The organism is Sorangium aterium (genome assembly GCF_028368935.1).
Lineage (GTDB): Bacteria > Myxococcota_A > Polyangia > Polyangiales > Polyangiaceae > Sorangium > Sorangium atrum.
In genome coordinates this window covers 2,430,562-2,447,013 of sequence record NZ_JAQNDK010000002.1, presented here as the reverse complement: position 1 = coordinate 2,447,013, position 16,452 = coordinate 2,430,562, and the positions used below count along the sequence as shown (strand labels likewise).

Annotated in this window: 14 protein-coding genes; 8 read left to right on the top strand and 6 right to left on the bottom strand. The window is 69.7% G+C overall.

Annotation, left to right across the window (positions count from 1 at the left end):
• The first annotated feature begins 3 nt into the window (after positions 1–3).
• Positions 4–1,374 carry a glycoside hydrolase family 15 protein gene (locus POL72_RS24175; protein WP_272097882.1) on the top strand — a complete coding sequence of 457 codons (1,371 nt, stop codon included), beginning with the start codon at positions 4–6 and terminating at the stop codon, positions 1,372–1,374.
• A gap of 179 nt (positions 1,375–1,553) precedes the next feature.
• Here POL72_RS24175 and POL72_RS24170 read toward each other — a convergent pair whose 3' ends face one another.
• A complete protein-coding gene (locus tag POL72_RS24170; protein ID WP_272097881.1) occupies positions 1,554–2,435 on the bottom strand; it encodes a transglutaminase-like domain-containing protein in 882 nt (293 codons plus the stop codon).
• 669 nt (positions 2,436–3,104) lie between these two features.
• Between POL72_RS24170 and POL72_RS24165 the strand changes: the two genes are divergently transcribed.
• Both POL72_RS24165 and POL72_RS24160 read left to right on the top strand, forming a co-directional pair.
• Positions 3,105–3,947 (top strand): STAS domain-containing protein, encoded by an 843-nt coding sequence (locus POL72_RS24165; RefSeq protein ID WP_272097880.1) that lies wholly within the window; start codon positions 3,105–3,107, stop codon positions 3,945–3,947.
• 464 nt (positions 3,948–4,411) lie between these two features.
• Positions 4,412–5,737 (top strand): trypsin-like serine protease, encoded by a 1,326-nt coding sequence (locus tag POL72_RS24160; protein WP_272097879.1) that lies wholly within the window; start codon positions 4,412–4,414, stop codon positions 5,735–5,737.
• A gap of 73 nt (positions 5,738–5,810) precedes the next feature.
• On the opposite strand, the gene POL72_RS24155 is transcribed toward POL72_RS24160, so the two are convergent.
• Complete coding sequence (locus tag POL72_RS24155; RefSeq protein ID WP_272097878.1) at positions 5,811–8,060, bottom strand: prolyl oligopeptidase family serine peptidase; 2,250 nt, start codon at positions 8,058–8,060, stop codon at positions 5,811–5,813.
• Positions 8,061–8,441: 381 nt separating this feature from the next.
• Here POL72_RS24155 and POL72_RS24150 point away from each other — a divergent pair, with 381 nt between their 5' ends.
• On the top strand, positions 8,442–8,708 hold the full coding sequence (locus tag POL72_RS24150; RefSeq protein ID WP_272097877.1) for a hypothetical protein: 267 nt from the start codon (positions 8,442–8,444) through the stop codon (positions 8,706–8,708).
• 77 nt (positions 8,709–8,785) lie between these two features.
• On the top strand, positions 8,786–10,303 hold the full coding sequence (locus POL72_RS24145) for a M20/M25/M40 family metallo-hydrolase (RefSeq protein WP_272097876.1): 1,518 nt from the start codon (positions 8,786–8,788) through the stop codon (positions 10,301–10,303).
• Positions 10,304–10,326: 23 nt separating this feature from the next.
• Here POL72_RS24145 and POL72_RS24140 read toward each other — a convergent pair whose 3' ends face one another.
• The gene (locus POL72_RS24140; protein WP_272097875.1) at positions 10,327–10,959 is read right to left on the bottom strand and encodes an HD domain-containing protein; all 633 of its coding nucleotides are present in this window, start codon (positions 10,957–10,959) and stop codon (positions 10,327–10,329) included.
• A gap of 291 nt (positions 10,960–11,250) precedes the next feature.
• Here POL72_RS24140 and POL72_RS24135 point away from each other — a divergent pair, with 291 nt between their 5' ends.
• Both POL72_RS24135 and POL72_RS24130 read left to right on the top strand, forming a co-directional pair.
• On the top strand, positions 11,251–11,694 hold the full coding sequence (locus tag POL72_RS24135) for a helix-turn-helix transcriptional regulator (RefSeq protein WP_272097874.1): 444 nt from the start codon (positions 11,251–11,253) through the stop codon (positions 11,692–11,694).
• Between the two features lie 53 nt (positions 11,695–11,747).
• A complete protein-coding gene (locus POL72_RS24130) occupies positions 11,748–12,134 on the top strand; it encodes a VOC family protein (protein WP_272097873.1) in 387 nt (128 codons plus the stop codon).
• Between the two features lie 81 nt (positions 12,135–12,215).
• On the opposite strand, the gene POL72_RS24125 is transcribed toward POL72_RS24130, so the two are convergent.
• The 3 genes from POL72_RS24125 to POL72_RS24115 all read right to left on the bottom strand — a co-directional run bounded on the left by POL72_RS24125 (position 12,216) and on the right by POL72_RS24115 (position 15,177).
• Complete coding sequence (locus tag POL72_RS24125) at positions 12,216–13,343, bottom strand: hypothetical protein (protein WP_272097872.1); 1,128 nt, start codon at positions 13,341–13,343, stop codon at positions 12,216–12,218.
• Positions 13,344–13,432: 89 nt separating this feature from the next.
• Complete coding sequence (locus tag POL72_RS24120) at positions 13,433–14,272, bottom strand: ABC transporter permease (RefSeq protein WP_272097871.1); 840 nt, start codon at positions 14,270–14,272, stop codon at positions 13,433–13,435.
• Complete coding sequence (locus POL72_RS24115) at positions 14,269–15,177, bottom strand: ABC transporter ATP-binding protein (RefSeq protein WP_272097870.1); 909 nt, start codon at positions 15,175–15,177, stop codon at positions 14,269–14,271. The genes POL72_RS24120 and POL72_RS24115 overlap by 4 nt, the downstream gene beginning before the upstream one ends.
• Before the next feature lie 678 nt (positions 15,178–15,855).
• Here POL72_RS24115 and POL72_RS24110 point away from each other — a divergent pair.
• A complete protein-coding gene (locus POL72_RS24110; protein WP_044963911.1) occupies positions 15,856–16,449 on the top strand; it encodes a hypothetical protein in 594 nt (197 codons plus the stop codon).
• Positions 16,450–16,452: the final 3 nt, after the last annotated feature.

Here is a 16,452-nt window from a genome sequence, read left to right as displayed (position 1 = left end):
TTCATGGCCAGCTCATTCAACTACCTGAGCACGAGCGTCGACGTCTCGTCCGTATCGTTCGACGCGATCAGCAAGTACATGCAGGTGCTCCTCCTGCGGAACTTCGCGACGGGGACCTGGGTCTTCAGCAAGGGCGCGATGCAGTCCGTCAAGGGGTGCGTGCTCGCGTCCCCGTCCCTGCCGGACGACAGGGGTCAGACCGACCAGGACTATGTGCACCACTGGATCCGGGACGCGGCCATCTGCATTCCGGAGGCGCTCGACAACCCGGTCTTCATGGCGCGGAACATCTGCGAGGATTACACGATGTTCTCGGCGCTGTGCCAGGAGAACGCCGAGCGCGCGAGCAGGTTCGCGCTGGCGTGCTTCCACATCGACGGCACCGTGCGCGACAACTGGACCTCGCAGACGGATGGCCCGGCGCACCGCATCCTGTCGCTCCTCGCCATCGAGGATCGGCTGTCGCTGCAGGCGCTCGCCACGGCCAGGTCCATCATCGAGAAGGACACCCGGTACCTCCTCTCGGCGTACAAGGAACAGACGCACAACCTCTGGGAGGAGACGGCCGGATTCAGCTTCTATGCCCGCTCCGTGCAGCGGAAGGCGTTCCTCTCGCTGATCGGCCGCGCCGACGAGCTCGGGCTCTCTCCGTACACCAACGACATGTGGGCGGCGGCAGAGTGGCTGGGCAGCCAGATGGCGACGCACCAGGGCACCTACGACGGGCAGCCGTACTACGCGTCCATCACCGGACCGAACGGCAAACCCAGCGATGGCAGGGGAGCGACGCTCAACGTGGATGTCGTCATGTCGGTCGTCTACGGATCCACGAGCTGCGCGGACCCGGTGCTGCTCTCGACGGCTGCGCTGGTGCGCGAGGCGTTCGTCCAGGGCGACCTGCGGTACCGCATCAACGACGCCGATCGGGCGCTGCCTCGGAGCAGGGGGCCGATGATCGGGCGGTACCCGGAGGATACGTACGACGGCAACCAGTCGGATGCTGGTCCGGACGCCGGTCACCCGTGGGCGCTCACGACGTGCAACTTCGCGGAGCTCTACTTCATGCTCGCGGCGAAGATCAAGAGCTCCCCGGGCGCCGTGGTCGTGAACGCCACGACGCAGAAGTTCTTCGCGCAGGTGGGCGTGAGTGATCCCGCCGATCCGGACATCGCGGCGAAGCTGATCGACGCGGGCGACAGGATGCTCGAGGCGGTGATCTACCACTCCGATCGCCTCCAGCTGAGCGAGCAGTTCGATCGCGACAACGGGTATGAGTGCAGCGTGAGCGATCTGAGCTGGAGCTACGCCGCCTTCCGCAGCGCGGTCAGGGCGCGCGAGGCCGCCGTGGGAGATTTTCCGAGCCGCCACGGGTAGCCCGAGCGCGGCGCGCCCGTACCGGTTTCCGCCCACCTCAGCCCCATGCCGAGCAGAGCGGCGGTCTCCCGCACAGGAGACGGGCCCAGATCGGCGTTTTCGGCGCGCAAGCGCACTCCGGTGCGCTGAGCACCGAAAACGTCGAGGTGGGCCCGTATCCGAAGCGGGTGACCGCCGCTCTAGAGCGAATCCTGACGGTTGAGGACGGCGTTGAAGACGACCGCCGGCACCCGCAGGCGCTCGTCGCCCTCGTAGAGCTGGCGCAGCTCGGCGAAGCGCGCGTCGGGCGAGCGGGTGATCGCCGCGAGCCGGTCGAACAGCGCGAGCTGGTCGTCCCGCAGCGGCTCGTCGGATCCGATCATCGCACCCCAGTCGTCCCACGGCAGCATCTCCATGTTGTTGAGCGCGGCGAGATCGCGCAGGACGTTGCCGCTGATGAACCAGAGGCCGCGCATGTCGAACATCCCGAACTTCGACGGATCGGCCTCCCCGGCGCGGCACTGCGCCCAGGCGTCGCCCGCGATCACGAAGCGGTGGCGCGGCACGTCGAGCACGTCGAAGTCGGGCTTCAGCGCCGCACGCTGAACGTCGTCGATCTGCGCGTCGACGAGGACCCAGCGCGCCTCGGCGGCGTTCCAGTACTCGCAGACCCAGTGGTCCACGAGGTCGACGGCGTGGAAATAGCCGCCGAAGCCGCAGCGGGCGCGGGCAGGGATCCCCTTCGCGCGCAGCAGGGCGACCAGGAGCACCGTGAAATCACGGCAGGTGCCGACGAGGCGCGTGTCGAGCGGCCGGGCAGCGGAGAGCGGCCGATCGTCGTGCGCGAGGAGGCGATCCAGCATCCTGTCCGTCGGGCGGAGGTGGGACTCGCCGCGGCGCTCGTCCGAGAGCTCCACGCCATAGGCCTGCGCCCAGTGCAGGTGCAGCAAGAGGCCCTGTACGACGCGCACGAGCGAGGCCACGTCGCCCGGCAGCTCGTCGAACCTGGGCGCGTGCGCGCCGCCGGACGTCATCGCCGCAGGGCGCGTGTAGAAGTCGAGGATCTCTCGGGGGGTCGTCATCGTTCGTTCTCCACGAGGTGAACCGTCCGGGGAGACGGTGTCGTCTGCCCGGAGATCTCTAGATGAAGGCGGGAGGAATATCGACCTCTTCGAGCTGAAGAACGTCCGGTGGGCCGTATTCCGTGTACACGCTCGCCTTCATGTGCCTCCTCGAAGCTGGCAAAGACCGATGGCGCCCTCGCCAGCCGTCCCCTCGCCGGAGAAGGGCTGATCAGCAGGTGAGGCGCCGCGGGGCGCACGCTCACGTACCTGTCGGTCCTCCTTCATCTTCCGACGACAGCACGGTTCCGCCGCGACCGGTCCGATGTTCACCGCTCGCGGTGAGCCCCTGGACGAGGCGGCGATCGCGCAACAGGAACCCGCCCTCGCTGCCGCCGGCCGCGCAGCGTTCGCCCGTTCGCCCGATGCGGCGCTGGACAGCGCGGCGCCGCTCGGGGAACACTCGGGCATATGGGATACGAGGGGGACGACGGTAGCGCTCAGCTGGCTCGCCGCCTGGAGGCGATGGAGCAGGAAATGGAATCGCTGCGGGCGGACGCACGCAGATGGCGCGCGCTGATGGCGGCGCGCTGCTTCAGCGTGTCGATCCACCACCCCGTCGGCAGGACCCACGCCGTCAATCCCGGCTGGGAAGCGCTCTGGCGGGCCCCAGCCGAGGTTTTCTTGCAAATGAACTACAACATGCTGGAGGACCGGCAGCTCGTCGAGAACGGCATCATGCCGCACGTCGAGCGGTTCTTTCGCGGCGAGGAGGTCGCGATCCCGCCGATCAGCTACGACACCGATCTCGTCGATGACCTCACGGGCAAGGCGGGCGGAGCGGTGTGGGTCTGCTCCTTCGGCGTGCCGGTGCCCGACGCACGGGACGGCTTCGAGGGCGTGCTGTTTCAGTTCGCCGTCCCGGAGGCGGCCGATATCCAGCACAAATACGAGGCCCTGATCGAGGAGCAGCGGGCGCTCCAGGCGTCGCTGGAGGCGCGGAACCGGGAGCTCGAAGAGACGGTGCGGGTGATCGCGGCGCAGCGGGACGCGATCCAGGCGATGAGCGTCCCGGTGATCCGCGTCGCGGACGGCGTGCTCTGCCTCCCCATCGTGGGCATGATCGACGACGCGCGGGCCAGCGCGCTCCTCGAGCGCCTGCTCGAGGCGATCGCCGCGCAGCAGGCGGCGCAGGTGCTGCTCGACATCACCGGCGTGCCGGCGCTCGACGCCCGGGCCGCCGCGCAGCTCGTCGGGGCGGCGTCCGCAGCGCGGCTCCTCGGCGCGTCCTGCACCCTGGTGGGCGTCTCGCCCGCGCTGGCGCAGACGCTCGTCGAGCTCGGCGTCGACCTCGGCGGCCTCGACACCGCGGCGACGCTGGCCGAGGGGCTGACCCGGGCCCTCGCCGCGCGCCGCGGGGCGGCGCAGCGGAGCGCGGCGGTCGCGGCGCGCGCGCCCGAGCGAGGCGAACGGGGAGCGGCGCATCGGCCGGCGGCGCTGCCCCCTGGAGAGGCTCCCTCCCGCAGGCGGTGAGCGCTCGTCCGGCTACGGCGCCGTCAACCAGATGGAGAACGGCGGGTCGGTGAGGTTCAGGCCGCGCCGCGTCCCGTGCAGCGCAAGGCCGGCGCGCGAGCAGAAGACTTAATCGGTTCAGAATTCACCGCTGTGAGCGGGCGGCGCGCCCCGCCCGACCCGGGATCGCGGCCGTGGAGGCGCCGGGGCGCCATGGCCGGCGCGGCGAACCGCGGGGGCGCGGGCGGCGCTCCTTCGGCTGGCCTCCGGCCCCTGGCTCCTGCGACGCGGTCGTGGCGATCTGGCGACGGCATGCACGCCTTGCATGAGGTCCATGATGCATTCGAGTTGGAAGGGCGCCAACCGTCGCCATAAACACTGCCCGTCGCACCGATATGACGCGGGGGCGCGGGGCGTCGAGACACTCGGGGCGACAGGAGAAGCAACCAGTGCGCGCACCTGTATATGCTTTGCTCTCATTGTGCTTGGTCGCCTGCAGCGTGGAGGGCTACGACGAGACCTCCGAGCAGATTGGCGCGGCGGACGACGCGCTGATCGGCGGGCAGCCGGCGCTCGAATCGCAGTATCCATCGACGGTCCTCGGCCCGGGCTGCACCGCGGCGAAGGTCGGACCGCGTCACTTCCTCACCGCGGCTCACTGCGTGGACGACGAATACGCCGCCACCGTGGCTGCGGGCTACGGGCCGGGCGGCTCCTACTCGGTCAGCGCCGACAACACGCCCCCGATCTCGCCGTACGTCAACCTGACGATCCAGCAGACATACATCCACCCGAAGTGGCTCGAGGTCTGCGCCGCCGCGCTGGCGGGGGGAGCGAACGATTGCGGGGTCAACGTCCTCAACCCGGGGAACGCGCCCGACCTCGCGGTGGTCGTCGTCAACGAGCTCTCGCCGACGATCCCGGCGGCCGTGGTGGACGGGGCGCCGGTCGCGGTGGGCGATCCCGTCGTGGCGACCGGCTATGGCTGCGAGGACCCCAGCGGCGGGGGCGGCGGCCTGTTCAAGCTCCAGAACCTCAACGCGGCGCCTGCCTCGATCCTGGATCACCCTGGCTCGTACGTCTCCGGCCCCACGATCAACGACGTCGCGGCGGCGTACGTGCTCACGCCGGGTTATGCCAGCAGCACCAGCTATGCCAGCCTGTGCCCCGGCGACTCGGGCGGCCCGCTCTATCGCCAGAGCGCGACCGACCTCGTGGTCGTGGGCGTCAACGCCTATTACACGTTCCCGTCCGGCTGGAGCGGCCCGGCTCCCTCGCAGACCAACTGGCACACGCGGCTCGACACCGCGGCGCGCTACCCGGTGACGACGTGGCTCCAGGGCCTCGGCGTGAGCGTGATCAACGGCGGCACCGCGCCGACCTGCACCGACGGCGTCAAGAACGGCACCGAGACGGACGTCGACTGCGGCGGCACGTGCACGGCCGACTGCGCGAACGGCAAGGCGTGCGTCACCGGCGCGGACTGCACGAGCCTGAGCTGCGTGGCCGGCGTCTGCCAGCCCAGCACCGGGACGGCGCCGTGCAGCAGCCTGTGCACGGGCCCCACCGTGTACTCGAGCGCGAGCTACAGCTCGGGCAACCTCGGCACCGGCGCGCGCTGCTTCGAGACCACGGCGAGCCTGAGCGGCGCCAACTGCGGCAACTTCGCGGGCGGCCGCACGTTCGCGGTCAACGGCACGAGCGTGACGTGCAACGGCGGCAACATCACCCTGCCCGCGAAGCGGAACGGCGGATACTGCTTCCAGGCCTCCGCCGGAAACGAGGCGTGGGCCTACTTCACCAGCTGGTAGAGGGAGACGCGCAGCGAGCGAACCGCGGCCGCGCCCCGGGCGGGGGCGGCCGCGGCCGTTCCATCACCTTTCATCACCGGGGCGCCGCGTCCCCCTTGGCCGGCGGGGCGTCGAGGCCGAGCTCCTTGAAGAGGAACGCGAACACGTCGGCTTGCTGCTCGATCTCCTCCGAGAGCGGCGTCCCGGCCCCGTGGCCCGTCGAGCCGCTCGCCCGGAGCAGGATGGGCGCCGAGCCCGACGAGGCCGCCTGCAGCCGCGCCGCCATCTTCCGCGAGTGCCATGGATCCACCCGCGGGTCGTTCGCGCCGGTCAGGAACAGGATCGCCGGATACGCGGTGCCCGCCTCGACGTGGTGATACGGCGAGTAGGCATGGAGCGCCTTGAACTGCTCGGGATCCTTCACCGTGCCGAACTCCGTCACGTTGAACGCCCCGTTCGGCGTGAGCTCCACCCGGAGCATGTCGTAGATGCCGACGTGCGACACCACCGCCTTGACCATCTCCGGGTGCTGCGTGAGCTGCGCTCCCATCAGCAGACCGCCGTTCGAGCCGCCGAGGATGGCGAGGCGCAGTGGGCTCGTGATCCGCTCGTCGACGAGGTGCTGCGCGCACGCCGCGAAGTCGTCGAAGACGTTCTGCTTCCTCGTGAGGTTGCCGCCGCGGTGCCACGCCTCCCCGAACTCGCCGCCGCCGCGCAGGTTGGCGATCGCGACCACCCCTCCCTGGTCAAACCACAACCGCCAGAGCGGGTTGAACCCGGGAGCCATGCTCGTCCCGTAGCCGCCGTATCCCGTGAGGAGCGCCGGCGCGGTCCCGTCGAGGGGTGTGCCCTTCCGGCGCAGGATGCTCATGGGAACCTTGGTCCCATCCTTCGATGTGCACGCCTCCCGGGCGACGTCGACGTCGGCATAGGAGACAGGGGCCGTCATCGCGAGCGGCGTCTTCGCCACCTTGCCGTCCCTGGCCGAGTACGCGAACCAGGCCGCCGGCTCGGTGTAGCTCACGCCGCGAAAGAGCATGTCGTCGCCTTGCGTACGCACGAGCTGCCGCACCGAGGAGACCTGCGGGATCGGCACCGTCCCGAGCGCCTTGCCCTTCAGATCGAAGACGCGGACCTGCGACGGGCCGCCGAGCAGATCGCGGACGTAGAGCCGCCCTGTCGTGGGCAAGAAGTCCTGGATCACCGCCTCGCTCTCGGGCACGACGAGCTCCGCCCTGGCGAGGTCCAGCTTGCCCGGCGAGAGGCGCAGCACCTTGCCGCGCGGCGCGTCCTTGCGCGACAGGAGGTAGAGCCGGTCGTCGGCGCCGAACACGACCCGGATGACCTTGTCGGGCAGGTCGGCGAAGCGCGTCCACTTGCCCGAAGCGTCGAGGAGATAGTGCCAGTACTCGCCTCCATCCCCGTTCTGCACGCTGGCGAGCACGAGCTTGCCGCTCTCGCTCGTCGTGAGCTCCACCTCGGCGATGCGGGGGAATTCCTTGCCGAGCGCGTACTTGTCGTCCTTGTCCGGCGTACCGAGCTTGTGGAAATAGATCTGCTGAAAGAAGCCCATGTCCTCTGGCGGGCGCTCCCCGGGCCGAGGGTGCCTGGTGTAGTAAAACCCCTTGCCGTCGCCTGTCCACGCCAGGCTGCCGCCCGCGGTGCCGCTGTTCGCGTAAGGGACGGTGTCGCCCGTCTCCTTGCCTGTCGCCACGTCGTAGACGCGCACGGTGCCGCTCTCGGTGCCGCCTTCGGACAGGGAGACAGCCACCTTCTTGCCGTCGCGCGAAGGGACGAACCAGTCGATGGTCGTGTGCCCTTTCGGGTCGATGACCTCTGGATCGACGAGGGTCCGCGCGGAGGCGGGGTCGTTCACGGAGCTCAGGACGACGAGGAAAGGCTGCTGCTTCGGCGGCTGGTTCTTGAGCGCGAAGATCTGCCCGCCGGCCTCGTCGAGCGCGTAGTGGTTCGCGGAGGTCGCCGACAGGATCTCCTGCACGCGCGCCCGGATGGCGCCGCGCGCCGGCATGGCGTCGAGGTAGGAGCGCGAGAGCTGGTTCTGCTCGGCGACCCAGCGCTCCACCTCGGGGGAGCTCGCGTCCTCCAGCCACTGGTAGTCGTCGACGACCCGGGTGCCATGGTACTCGCTCGCCACGGGCCGCTTCGCGGTCGCCGGATAACGAAGCCGCCCCGGCCCGGGGGGCGCCTCCGGCGCGGCGTGGGGCGAGGTCGCAGCGGCCGGGGACGCGGCCGGCTTGTCCAGCGGCCTCGACGCGGGGGCGCTGCACGCTGCGAGCAGCGGCAGCGCCAGGGTGACGGCGGAGGTGGTGCGCAGGCGGTTCATGTCGCCGACGCTAGCCGGCGACGGGGCGGTCACGGAAGAGGGCGAGCGACGTCGCGATCCTGCAACCGTGCAAGCCGGCTCCTCGCAGAATCGAAACCCGCCCGATCGGCGCCCGAGACATAAGTAGGGGATTTTCCGAAGGGTGTACTTGGTACGGAGGATGCTTAATCGGGGACCAGCTCCGCCGGCGGCCTCCGCCTAATCCCCCGAGGCGCCCGGCGGCGCTGCTATTTTGTCCTCTTGATTTCGGGCAGCCGCTCTGGTCGCGGCGCCTCGATGGTCGAGGCCGGTGGGCGCTGGCGTCCCTGCATCGATGGCAGAGGTCGCCTGGGTCCCGTGCACCGTGAGAGGCGCGGCGCCGTTCCTGCTACCGTGCGCCGCATGTCAACTTACGGGAACGAGGGGGCGGCTGCGAGCGGCGAGGTCCGCGAGGTCGACGAGAGCGTCCTGAAAGATCTCGAGTCGAGGTACGCCGACGTGGCTTGCCCGGTGCACGGCGACCCGCCGAGCTTCGAGCTCGCGCCCGACGGCTCCGTGGTCGAGCGCTTCTGCTGTCCAGCGCTCCTCTCGATCGTCCGCGAGCTCCAGGTCGCCGCGGGCGAGCGCTCTCCGCCTCCAGAAGACGGGGACGAAGAGATCAGACGCTGATCCCCGCCGCGCAACGAGGGTGTCCATGAAAGCGGGGGGAGGACCGTTCCCGGCCGACGCGCTTTAAGCTGCGCGCCATGCTGGACATCGATCGCCGCACCTTCATCGCCGGCGCCGCGGCCTCCGGACTGCTCGCCTCGTTTCCCCGCCTCGCCAGGGGCGCGAGTGGCAAGGCCGTCGACCTTTCCCCGGTATACGACAAGATCACCGAGCAGCGGAGGCAGTCGATCGAGCGCATCCAGCGCTGGATCCAGCAGCCGTCGATCTCGGCGCAGAACGTCGGCATCGCCGAGTGCTGCGACCTGACGATGGATCTCCTGCGCGAAGCCGGCTTCGGAGCGGTCAAGAAGATGAAGACCGACGGACACCCGGGCATCTTCGCGACGCTCGACGCCGGCGCGAAGCAGACCATGGGCTTCTACTTCATGTACGACGTACAGCCGGTGGAAGAGAAGGAGTGGTCCTCGCCGCCCTTCGCCGCCAGGCTGGTCGACAAGGCCGGCGTCGGCAAGGTCATCGTGGGGCGCGGCGCGGTCAACCAGAAGGGACCGCAGGGGGCGTTCCTGGCCGCGCTGCACGCGGTGCGCGCCGCCGGCCTGAAGCTGCCGGTCAACCTGGTGGTGGTCGCCGAGGGGGAAGAGGAGCTCGGCTCGCCGCATTTCTCGCAGGTGGTGTGGAACGATGAGGTGATGAAGGCGCTCGAGAAATGTCAGGGCGTGATGATGCCGGCGGCGGACCAATCGCTGTCGGGCACGGTCAACGTCGTCCTGGGCGCGAAGGGCATCGTCTACGTCGAGCTGGAGGCGAGCGGCAAGGCGTGGGGGCGCGGCCCGCGCGACGGGGAGATCCACTCCAGCATGAAGGCGGTCGTCGACAGCCCGGCCTGGCGGCTGGTGCAGGCGCTCGGCACGCTTGTCTCGGCGGACGGCAACGAGCCGATGATCGACGGGCTCACCGACGCCGTTCGCCCGGTCTCCAGCCAGCAAAAGAAGCTGCTCGACGACCTGGCGGCGCGCTGGGACGAGGCCGACTGGAAGAGGGTCTTCGGGGTCGACAGGTGGGTGAACGACCTCGACGAGCGCGCCATGCTCGAGCGGTACGTCTCGCGCCCGTCGGTGAACATCGACGGCCTCTATGCCGGCTACATCGGCGAGGGCTCGAAGACCATCCTGCCGCACCGCGCCTTCGCCAAGATGGATATCCGGCTGGTGCCGGACATGACCGCCAAGGACGTGCTCGCCAAGCTGCGCAAGCACCTCGACAGGCGCGGCTACAAGGACATCGTTATCAAGAACATCGGAAGCTACGACCCGACGGACACCGCGCTCGAGGCGCGGCCCATCCAGACCGAGCTCGCCGTCTACAAGGCCGCGGGCCTCGACCCGGTGATCTGGCCGCGCCTCGGCGGCTCCTGGCCCGGCTACCTTTTCACTGGAAAGCCGCTCGAGCTCCCCGCCGGCCACGTCGGCCTCGGGCACGGCTCTGGCGCCCACGCCAAGGACGAATACTTCGTCATCGAGCCCGCCGCCGGCAAGAAGTACCTCGGCCTCGACGGCGCGACCCGCTCGTTCGTCGATTTTCTGTTCGCTCTCTGAAGCTCTCTGGGCTCCTCCGAGCGCTACTCGTCGAACGCCGCGCCCGCGATGACGTCGCAGAAGTGGATGGGTCGAAACCCGTCGAGCCTGCGCTCGCCGACGTCGGCCACGACCGACGAGGTGGCCGCCGCCTCGTTTCGGCGGAGCAGCCCGCAGAGCGCGGAGGTCATCGCCTCCTTGAAGCCGAGCCGCGGATAGCGCCCGAGCGCCTCCTCGACGAGCCCATCGGGCAGGAGCGTCCGGGGCGCGTAACCGACGTCGATGGCCGCGCCCATCTGGCAGAGGGCGATCTCGGGGCGCTTTCGCTGGGGTATCACGACGGTGGTGTGCAGGGCGATCGCATCCCAGACGATCTCCTGCTCGCGCGCGCCGACCCCGCGCGCGGCCAGGAAAGCCCTCGCCGCGTCGGCCCCCTCGACCTCGAAGCGCGTCTCGACGGGGGCCGAGTCGGTGAGGCCCAGGTCGTGGAACACACACGCCAGATAGAGCAGCTCACGGTCGTACGACAGCCCCCGGAGCTGCCCCAGCGCGTCGCCGAAGACGTACGTGCGCGCCACATGGTTGAAGAGGAACGGGGCGCTGACGGCCCTGGCGTGCTCGGTCGCCTCGGCGCAAAGGTTGCTGTCCGGAATCTCGGGTAGCTCGATCGCATTCATTGGCTCCTCCCGGGTTTGCTTGGGCCTGGCTCGGGACGTCACGAAGCGCCGTCACGGCGGCGCAGCGCCCGAGCCCGCAGACGGCCCGCGGCCGCGTCGCCAGTGGGTACCAGACGGCGCGTCTGTCCCAAAAGACAATGAAGCTGCAATTTCGGCCAAGGCCGACACTCGCTCTGTGGCGCGCGCGGCCCGGTCGGCCTGGTTCCTCGTCTTCCCCGGCCCCGCCTCGCGCGCCCCTCCGGCGGGGTCGCTTGAGCCCGCCGCCGCCACGCTCTATCCTGGTCGCCGGCGATGCTGCTCGGACACGACGCGCTGAGGAACCTCTGTCGGGCGCGGGACCTGCTCTCCGAGGTGCGCGAGTCGAGGCTCTCGATCGAGGACGTGGCGCGGGAGGTGGCGATCTCACCCTACCACTTCATCCGGCAGTTCGAGGCGGTGTTCGGCGTGACCCCGCACCAGTACCGCATCCGGTGGCGCCTTGATCTGGCCAAGCAGCTCCTGGCGGCTGGACATCACTCGGTGACCGACGTGTGCATGGAGGTCGGGTTCTCCAGCCTCGGCAGCTTCAGCGCGCTGTTCGCGCAGCGGATCGGCGTGCCGCCGTCGGCGTACCGGCGCCGCGTGCGCGCGATGGTCCAGGTGCCGGGGAGGCTCCCGTGGGAGCTCGTCCCCGGCTGTCTCACCCTGATGGGCCAGCTGCCGCTGGGCGCGTTTCGCAGTTTTCGAGAAGCGTGAGCCGGGCGGCCCTGGCAGAGTCGGCCCGAACCATCAGCTCAGCGAGGCGATCGATGAGGATCAAGCTCAACAGCATCATGGTCGAGGACCAGACACGCGCGCTCAAGTTCTACACGGAGGTGCTCGGCTTCAAGAAGAAGAGCGATTTCCCGGTCGGGGAGTACCGGTGGATCACCGTGGTCTCGCCGGAGGGTCCCGACGACCTGGAGCTCGTCCTGGAGCCGAACGCCAACCCGGCGGCGAAGACATTTCAACAAGCGATGTTCGCGCAGAACATCCCGCTCACCGCGTTCGAGGTGTCGGACCTCAAGGCCGAGTTCGCTCGCCTCAAGGAGCACCAGGTCGCGTTCACCCAGGAGCCCACGCCGATGGGCCCGGTCATGATCGCGGTGTTCTCGGACACCTGCGGGAACCTGATCCAGCTGTATCAGCCGCTCTGATACCGCATCGCCAGGGCCATCCTGGCCCTGATAGGGTGTCGCCCAGGGATGTGCGGCTCGCGAGGCATTGCGCGGCCCGCGTCACCGCGGCGGCGCTGGCTGGGGCTCGGCCTCGATGTCGCCGTCCGGATCGCGCCGGTCTCGACGACACGGGCCGAGGTTCTTCAGCAGCTCGACGGGAAGCGCCACGTCGACCGAGAAGCGCTGCTCCTCCGGCTTGCTCGCCCAGGGAGGGCGCCGCGTCTGCGTCTCCACCTTCGCGTGGTCGAGCAGCTCGGCGAGCTCGTCGTTGTCTTCGCGCTTCGCGTTGAGCCGCCCCATGGAGAGCGCGGCGCCAAACAGCTTCGACAGGTCCTCCATCTCCTGGCCAGCGGGGCCGGCGACCTCGGCGACGACGGCGACATCCTCCGAAGCGTCGACGTGGATCTCCACCCGCTCTACGGTCTCTCGGATCCGCGCGGCGAGCTGGTCCTGGTCCGACGGCAGCATCCTCGAGAGATCATCGGGCGAGAGCACTCCATAGACGTCGCTGTAGGCCTGGTGTTCCTGGAGGATGGAGCCCTGCGCAGGGTCGGTCGATTCGAGTCGATCGATCGCATCCTCGACGAGATCGGGCTCGGCACGCGGGTTCAACAGCAGGACGTCAGGCCCCCACGTCGCGACGACCCTGCCCGTATCCTTCTCCTCGTAGAGGATGCCTTTCTCCCCGTACGTCCTCGTGGTCCATCGCTCGCGCTCGAACTTTGCGCCCTCGAACGATCCCTGGAGCACCATGAGCCCCGTGCTCGACGTGGCGACGCGCTCCACGTCTTCCAGCACGTCGATCCCGTATCGGTCCTTCAAGCGCGCGACGCCGGCGCGCTCGTCGCCGCGCGCCAGCATGCAATCGAGCCAGATCTGCATGATCGGCGACTCTTTGAGCGCCTCGATCTCGAACACCATGGCCGAGCGCTTCGGATCGGCGGGCAGGGCGGCGAGCACCGGGTCGCGCTTCCATTGCGGCGCTTCGACGCCGGGCGGCGGGGCAGACAGCGGCGGCAGCGTGCGGCGACGGCTGGCGCGCTCCACCTCTGCCGGCTTCGGGTAGCGCGGAAACTCGATCTTCCGGGGCCGGACCGTGGGCTTCTCCTTGTCCCCGCGCGACATCAGCCACGCGGCGAGCGCGAGCAGGACCATCGCCGCCGCGAGCCACACGCCCCGCTTCTTCATCGGTCTCATCGGGTCGTCACCCCCGCCCAGGCGCCGCGGAGCCGCCGATTTCGATCGCTCACCGCCTCGTCGAGCATCGCCGCTCCACCCTAGAAATCCTTCTCTTCGAACACGTGGATGCCCACCGCGAGCGCGGCCAGGCCGAAGATGAGCAGCCCTGCCACCTGGCTGGCGAGCACATCCCCCTTGATCGCCGTCGCCACCGCGAACTCCGCCGACGCGTCGGCGAGCGCCGACACCCGCGGCAGCGCGAGCGTCGCCGCGCGGAAGGCCCAGCGGGCCAGGCCGGGCTCGAAGAACGAGTCGAGCTGCTCGCGGTACCCCGCGATGATGCCGAGGAAGAACAGCGCGATCCCCACCGCCGCGGACAGCGCGGCGCTCCGCACCATCACCGCGGTCGTGAGCATCGCCCCGTAGATGCCGGCGAACGTCGCGCTCGCGAGGAACGCGGCCACGATCGGGCTCGCCATCCACACGCCCGCCCTCAGCCCGAAGATGACCGTGATGCCGACGGCGCCGTACAGCGTGCTGACGAGCGAGAGCGCGAGCACGCCGAGGAACGTCCCGAGCAGGAGCTCGAACCGCCGCACGGGCAGCGAGAGCAGGTGCTCGATGCGCCCCGGCGCCAGCAGGCTCGGGCCGAAATCGGCGCAGGAGACGATCCCGAACGCGAGCCCCCCGTAAAACAGCACATACGCCAGCGCGCGGCCCACGTAGCGGAGCGCGACGTCGACCGAGCGGATCTCGCCGCGGCCGACCTCCTTGCCGAAGAGCCGCGTCGCCGCGAGCGCGCCGTCCACCACCTCGAGCTGCAGCGCGCTCCCGATCACCACGAGCGCGATCGTGACGCCGATCCCGAGGGCGAGGAACCACCTCCGCGACGAGGCCTCGCGCAGGAGGTCGCCGGCGACGCTCAGCGCCGCCCTCACGCCGCACCTCCGCGAGCGCCGCCCGCGCCCAGCGCCTCGGTCAGCACGTCCTCCAGGTCGCGCAGGTCCCGCGACAGCTCGACGAGCAGGGCGCCGGCGCGCCGCGCCTGATCGAGCGCCTCGTTGAGCGCCGCGGGGCTCTCGGCCTCCAGGCGCCACCCGCCCTCCCCGTCGACCTGACGGAACCCGAGCGCGGCGATCCTCGCCGCGTCGACGCCATCCGCGAACCGCACGCGGTAGGCCGTCTCGCTGCCGCACAGCTCGACGAGCGCGCCCTCGCGCACGAGCCGCCCGCCCGCCAGGATGCCGATGCGATCGCAGATGCGCTCGGTCTCCGACAGGAGGTGCGAGTTCAGGAACAAGGTCGCCCCCCGCGCGCGCTCTTCGCCCAGGATCCTGCGGATCTCGGCGCGGCCGAGCGGGTCGACGCCGTCGGTGGGCTCGTCGAGCACGAGGAGCTCCGGCTGCCCGAGCAAGGCCGCGGCGAGCCCGAGGCGCTGCCGCATCCCCTTCGAGAACCCGCCGATCTTGCGGTCCGAGTCGACCCCGAGCCCGACCCTCTCGGCCAGCGCGCGCAGCGCGCCCTCGCCCGGCGAGAGGCCCTTCATGCGGGCCACGCTCGCGAGGAACTGCCGCGGCGTGAACGCGCTGGGCAAGAAGAGCCGCTCCGGCAGGTACCCGATCCTGGCGCGCACGCCCGGGTCCTCCGGCTCGCCGCCGAGCACGCGCACGGCGCCGCTCGTCGGGCGCACCACGCCGAGCAGCGTCTTGATGAACGTCGTCTTGCCCGCGCCGTTGAGGCCGATGAGCCCGAACGCGGCGCCGCGCTGGATGGCAAGGTCGAGGCCTGCGAGCGCCGTCTGCCCGCCGCTCCGGCGGAAGAAGCCGCGGTAGACCTTCCTCACGGAGGACGCTTCGATGGCGAGCACGGCGGCGTAGTCTGGCCGGCCGACCGCCGCACGCAAGCGGAATGCCCGAGGCGAGGGAGAGCGGAGCAGGAATCCTTCCGTCGCGACGGCGCGACCACGCGCGCGCTGAGCCCACCTCGAAACACAGGCTCAGCGCAGAGCCAAACACATCGTGAGGGGGCGGGAAGTCCAGACGCTCCGGGGGCGTTCCGGCCCCATCCTCCGCCCGCGGGCAGCGTCAAGCGCCAAGGAGCACGTGGTTATGACAGACCATGTCCGACCGGGTCCACGCCTCGATCACGCCCCCTCCTCTCCAGTTCTCCACAGGGGTTCTCCACAGGAGATCCCCTGGACAACAGCTGGATTCTGTCGATTACCTTCGCCGCGCGCGCCACCTCTCGTCATGGCCACTCGCGCGGTCGGGAGGCGCCCCGCGCCGGCGGGTGAAGCGCGCCCAACCACCCACGTAAACTATTGTAATCACAATATTTTTTCGACCCGCGGCGCATCCGTCCGCCCTCGACAGGTTGGGACAATGTCCGTCCGACCGATCCCTTTCCCGACGGGTCGAAGATGACTATCCATGGTAGACACCAAGGACGCGGCGCGACGGCGTGTCTCTCGTACGACGCGTGTCGATGGCGCGCCCGAATGCTTCGTTTTGCAGGAGACTTCATGGAAAAGATCTCGCTCACGTACTTTGTCGACTTCGTTCTCAAGGCCGGGACGCCCAAGCTGACCGGCGTCAGGGAGTTCAAGGAACGGAAGGACGAGCTCTACACGGACTTTTACAGGCAGGTGCGAGAGGCGATCGTTGACATGCACAGGAGCGGAAAGCCCACCAGCGTGCTCGACGGCTTCCTCGCCGCGCAGCACGACGAGCGGCGCCGCCGCATCTACCCGTCGGTCGTGAATGGATATCGCAAGTTCCTCGCCTCGGCGAAGATGACGTGGTTCGAGCCGCCGGCGTCGACGTACCGCCTGGGCGATCTCGAGATCAACGTCAATCCGGAGCTCGGGCTCGTCATCGATGGCACGCCCCACGTCATCAAGATGTATTTCCGCGGCGAGCCGCTGTCGTCCAAGCGCGTCTCGGTCGTGCTGAACCTGCTGATGAACGGGCTCGCGGAGAGCACGCCGGGCGGCGCCTTCGCGGTGCTCGACGTGCGGAACGCCAAGATCCACACCTTCAAGGTGCCGAACCCGCGTCTCAGCCTGCTGCTCCGCGGCGAGGCGGCCTCCTTCGCCACGATCTACACCGGGCTGTGATGC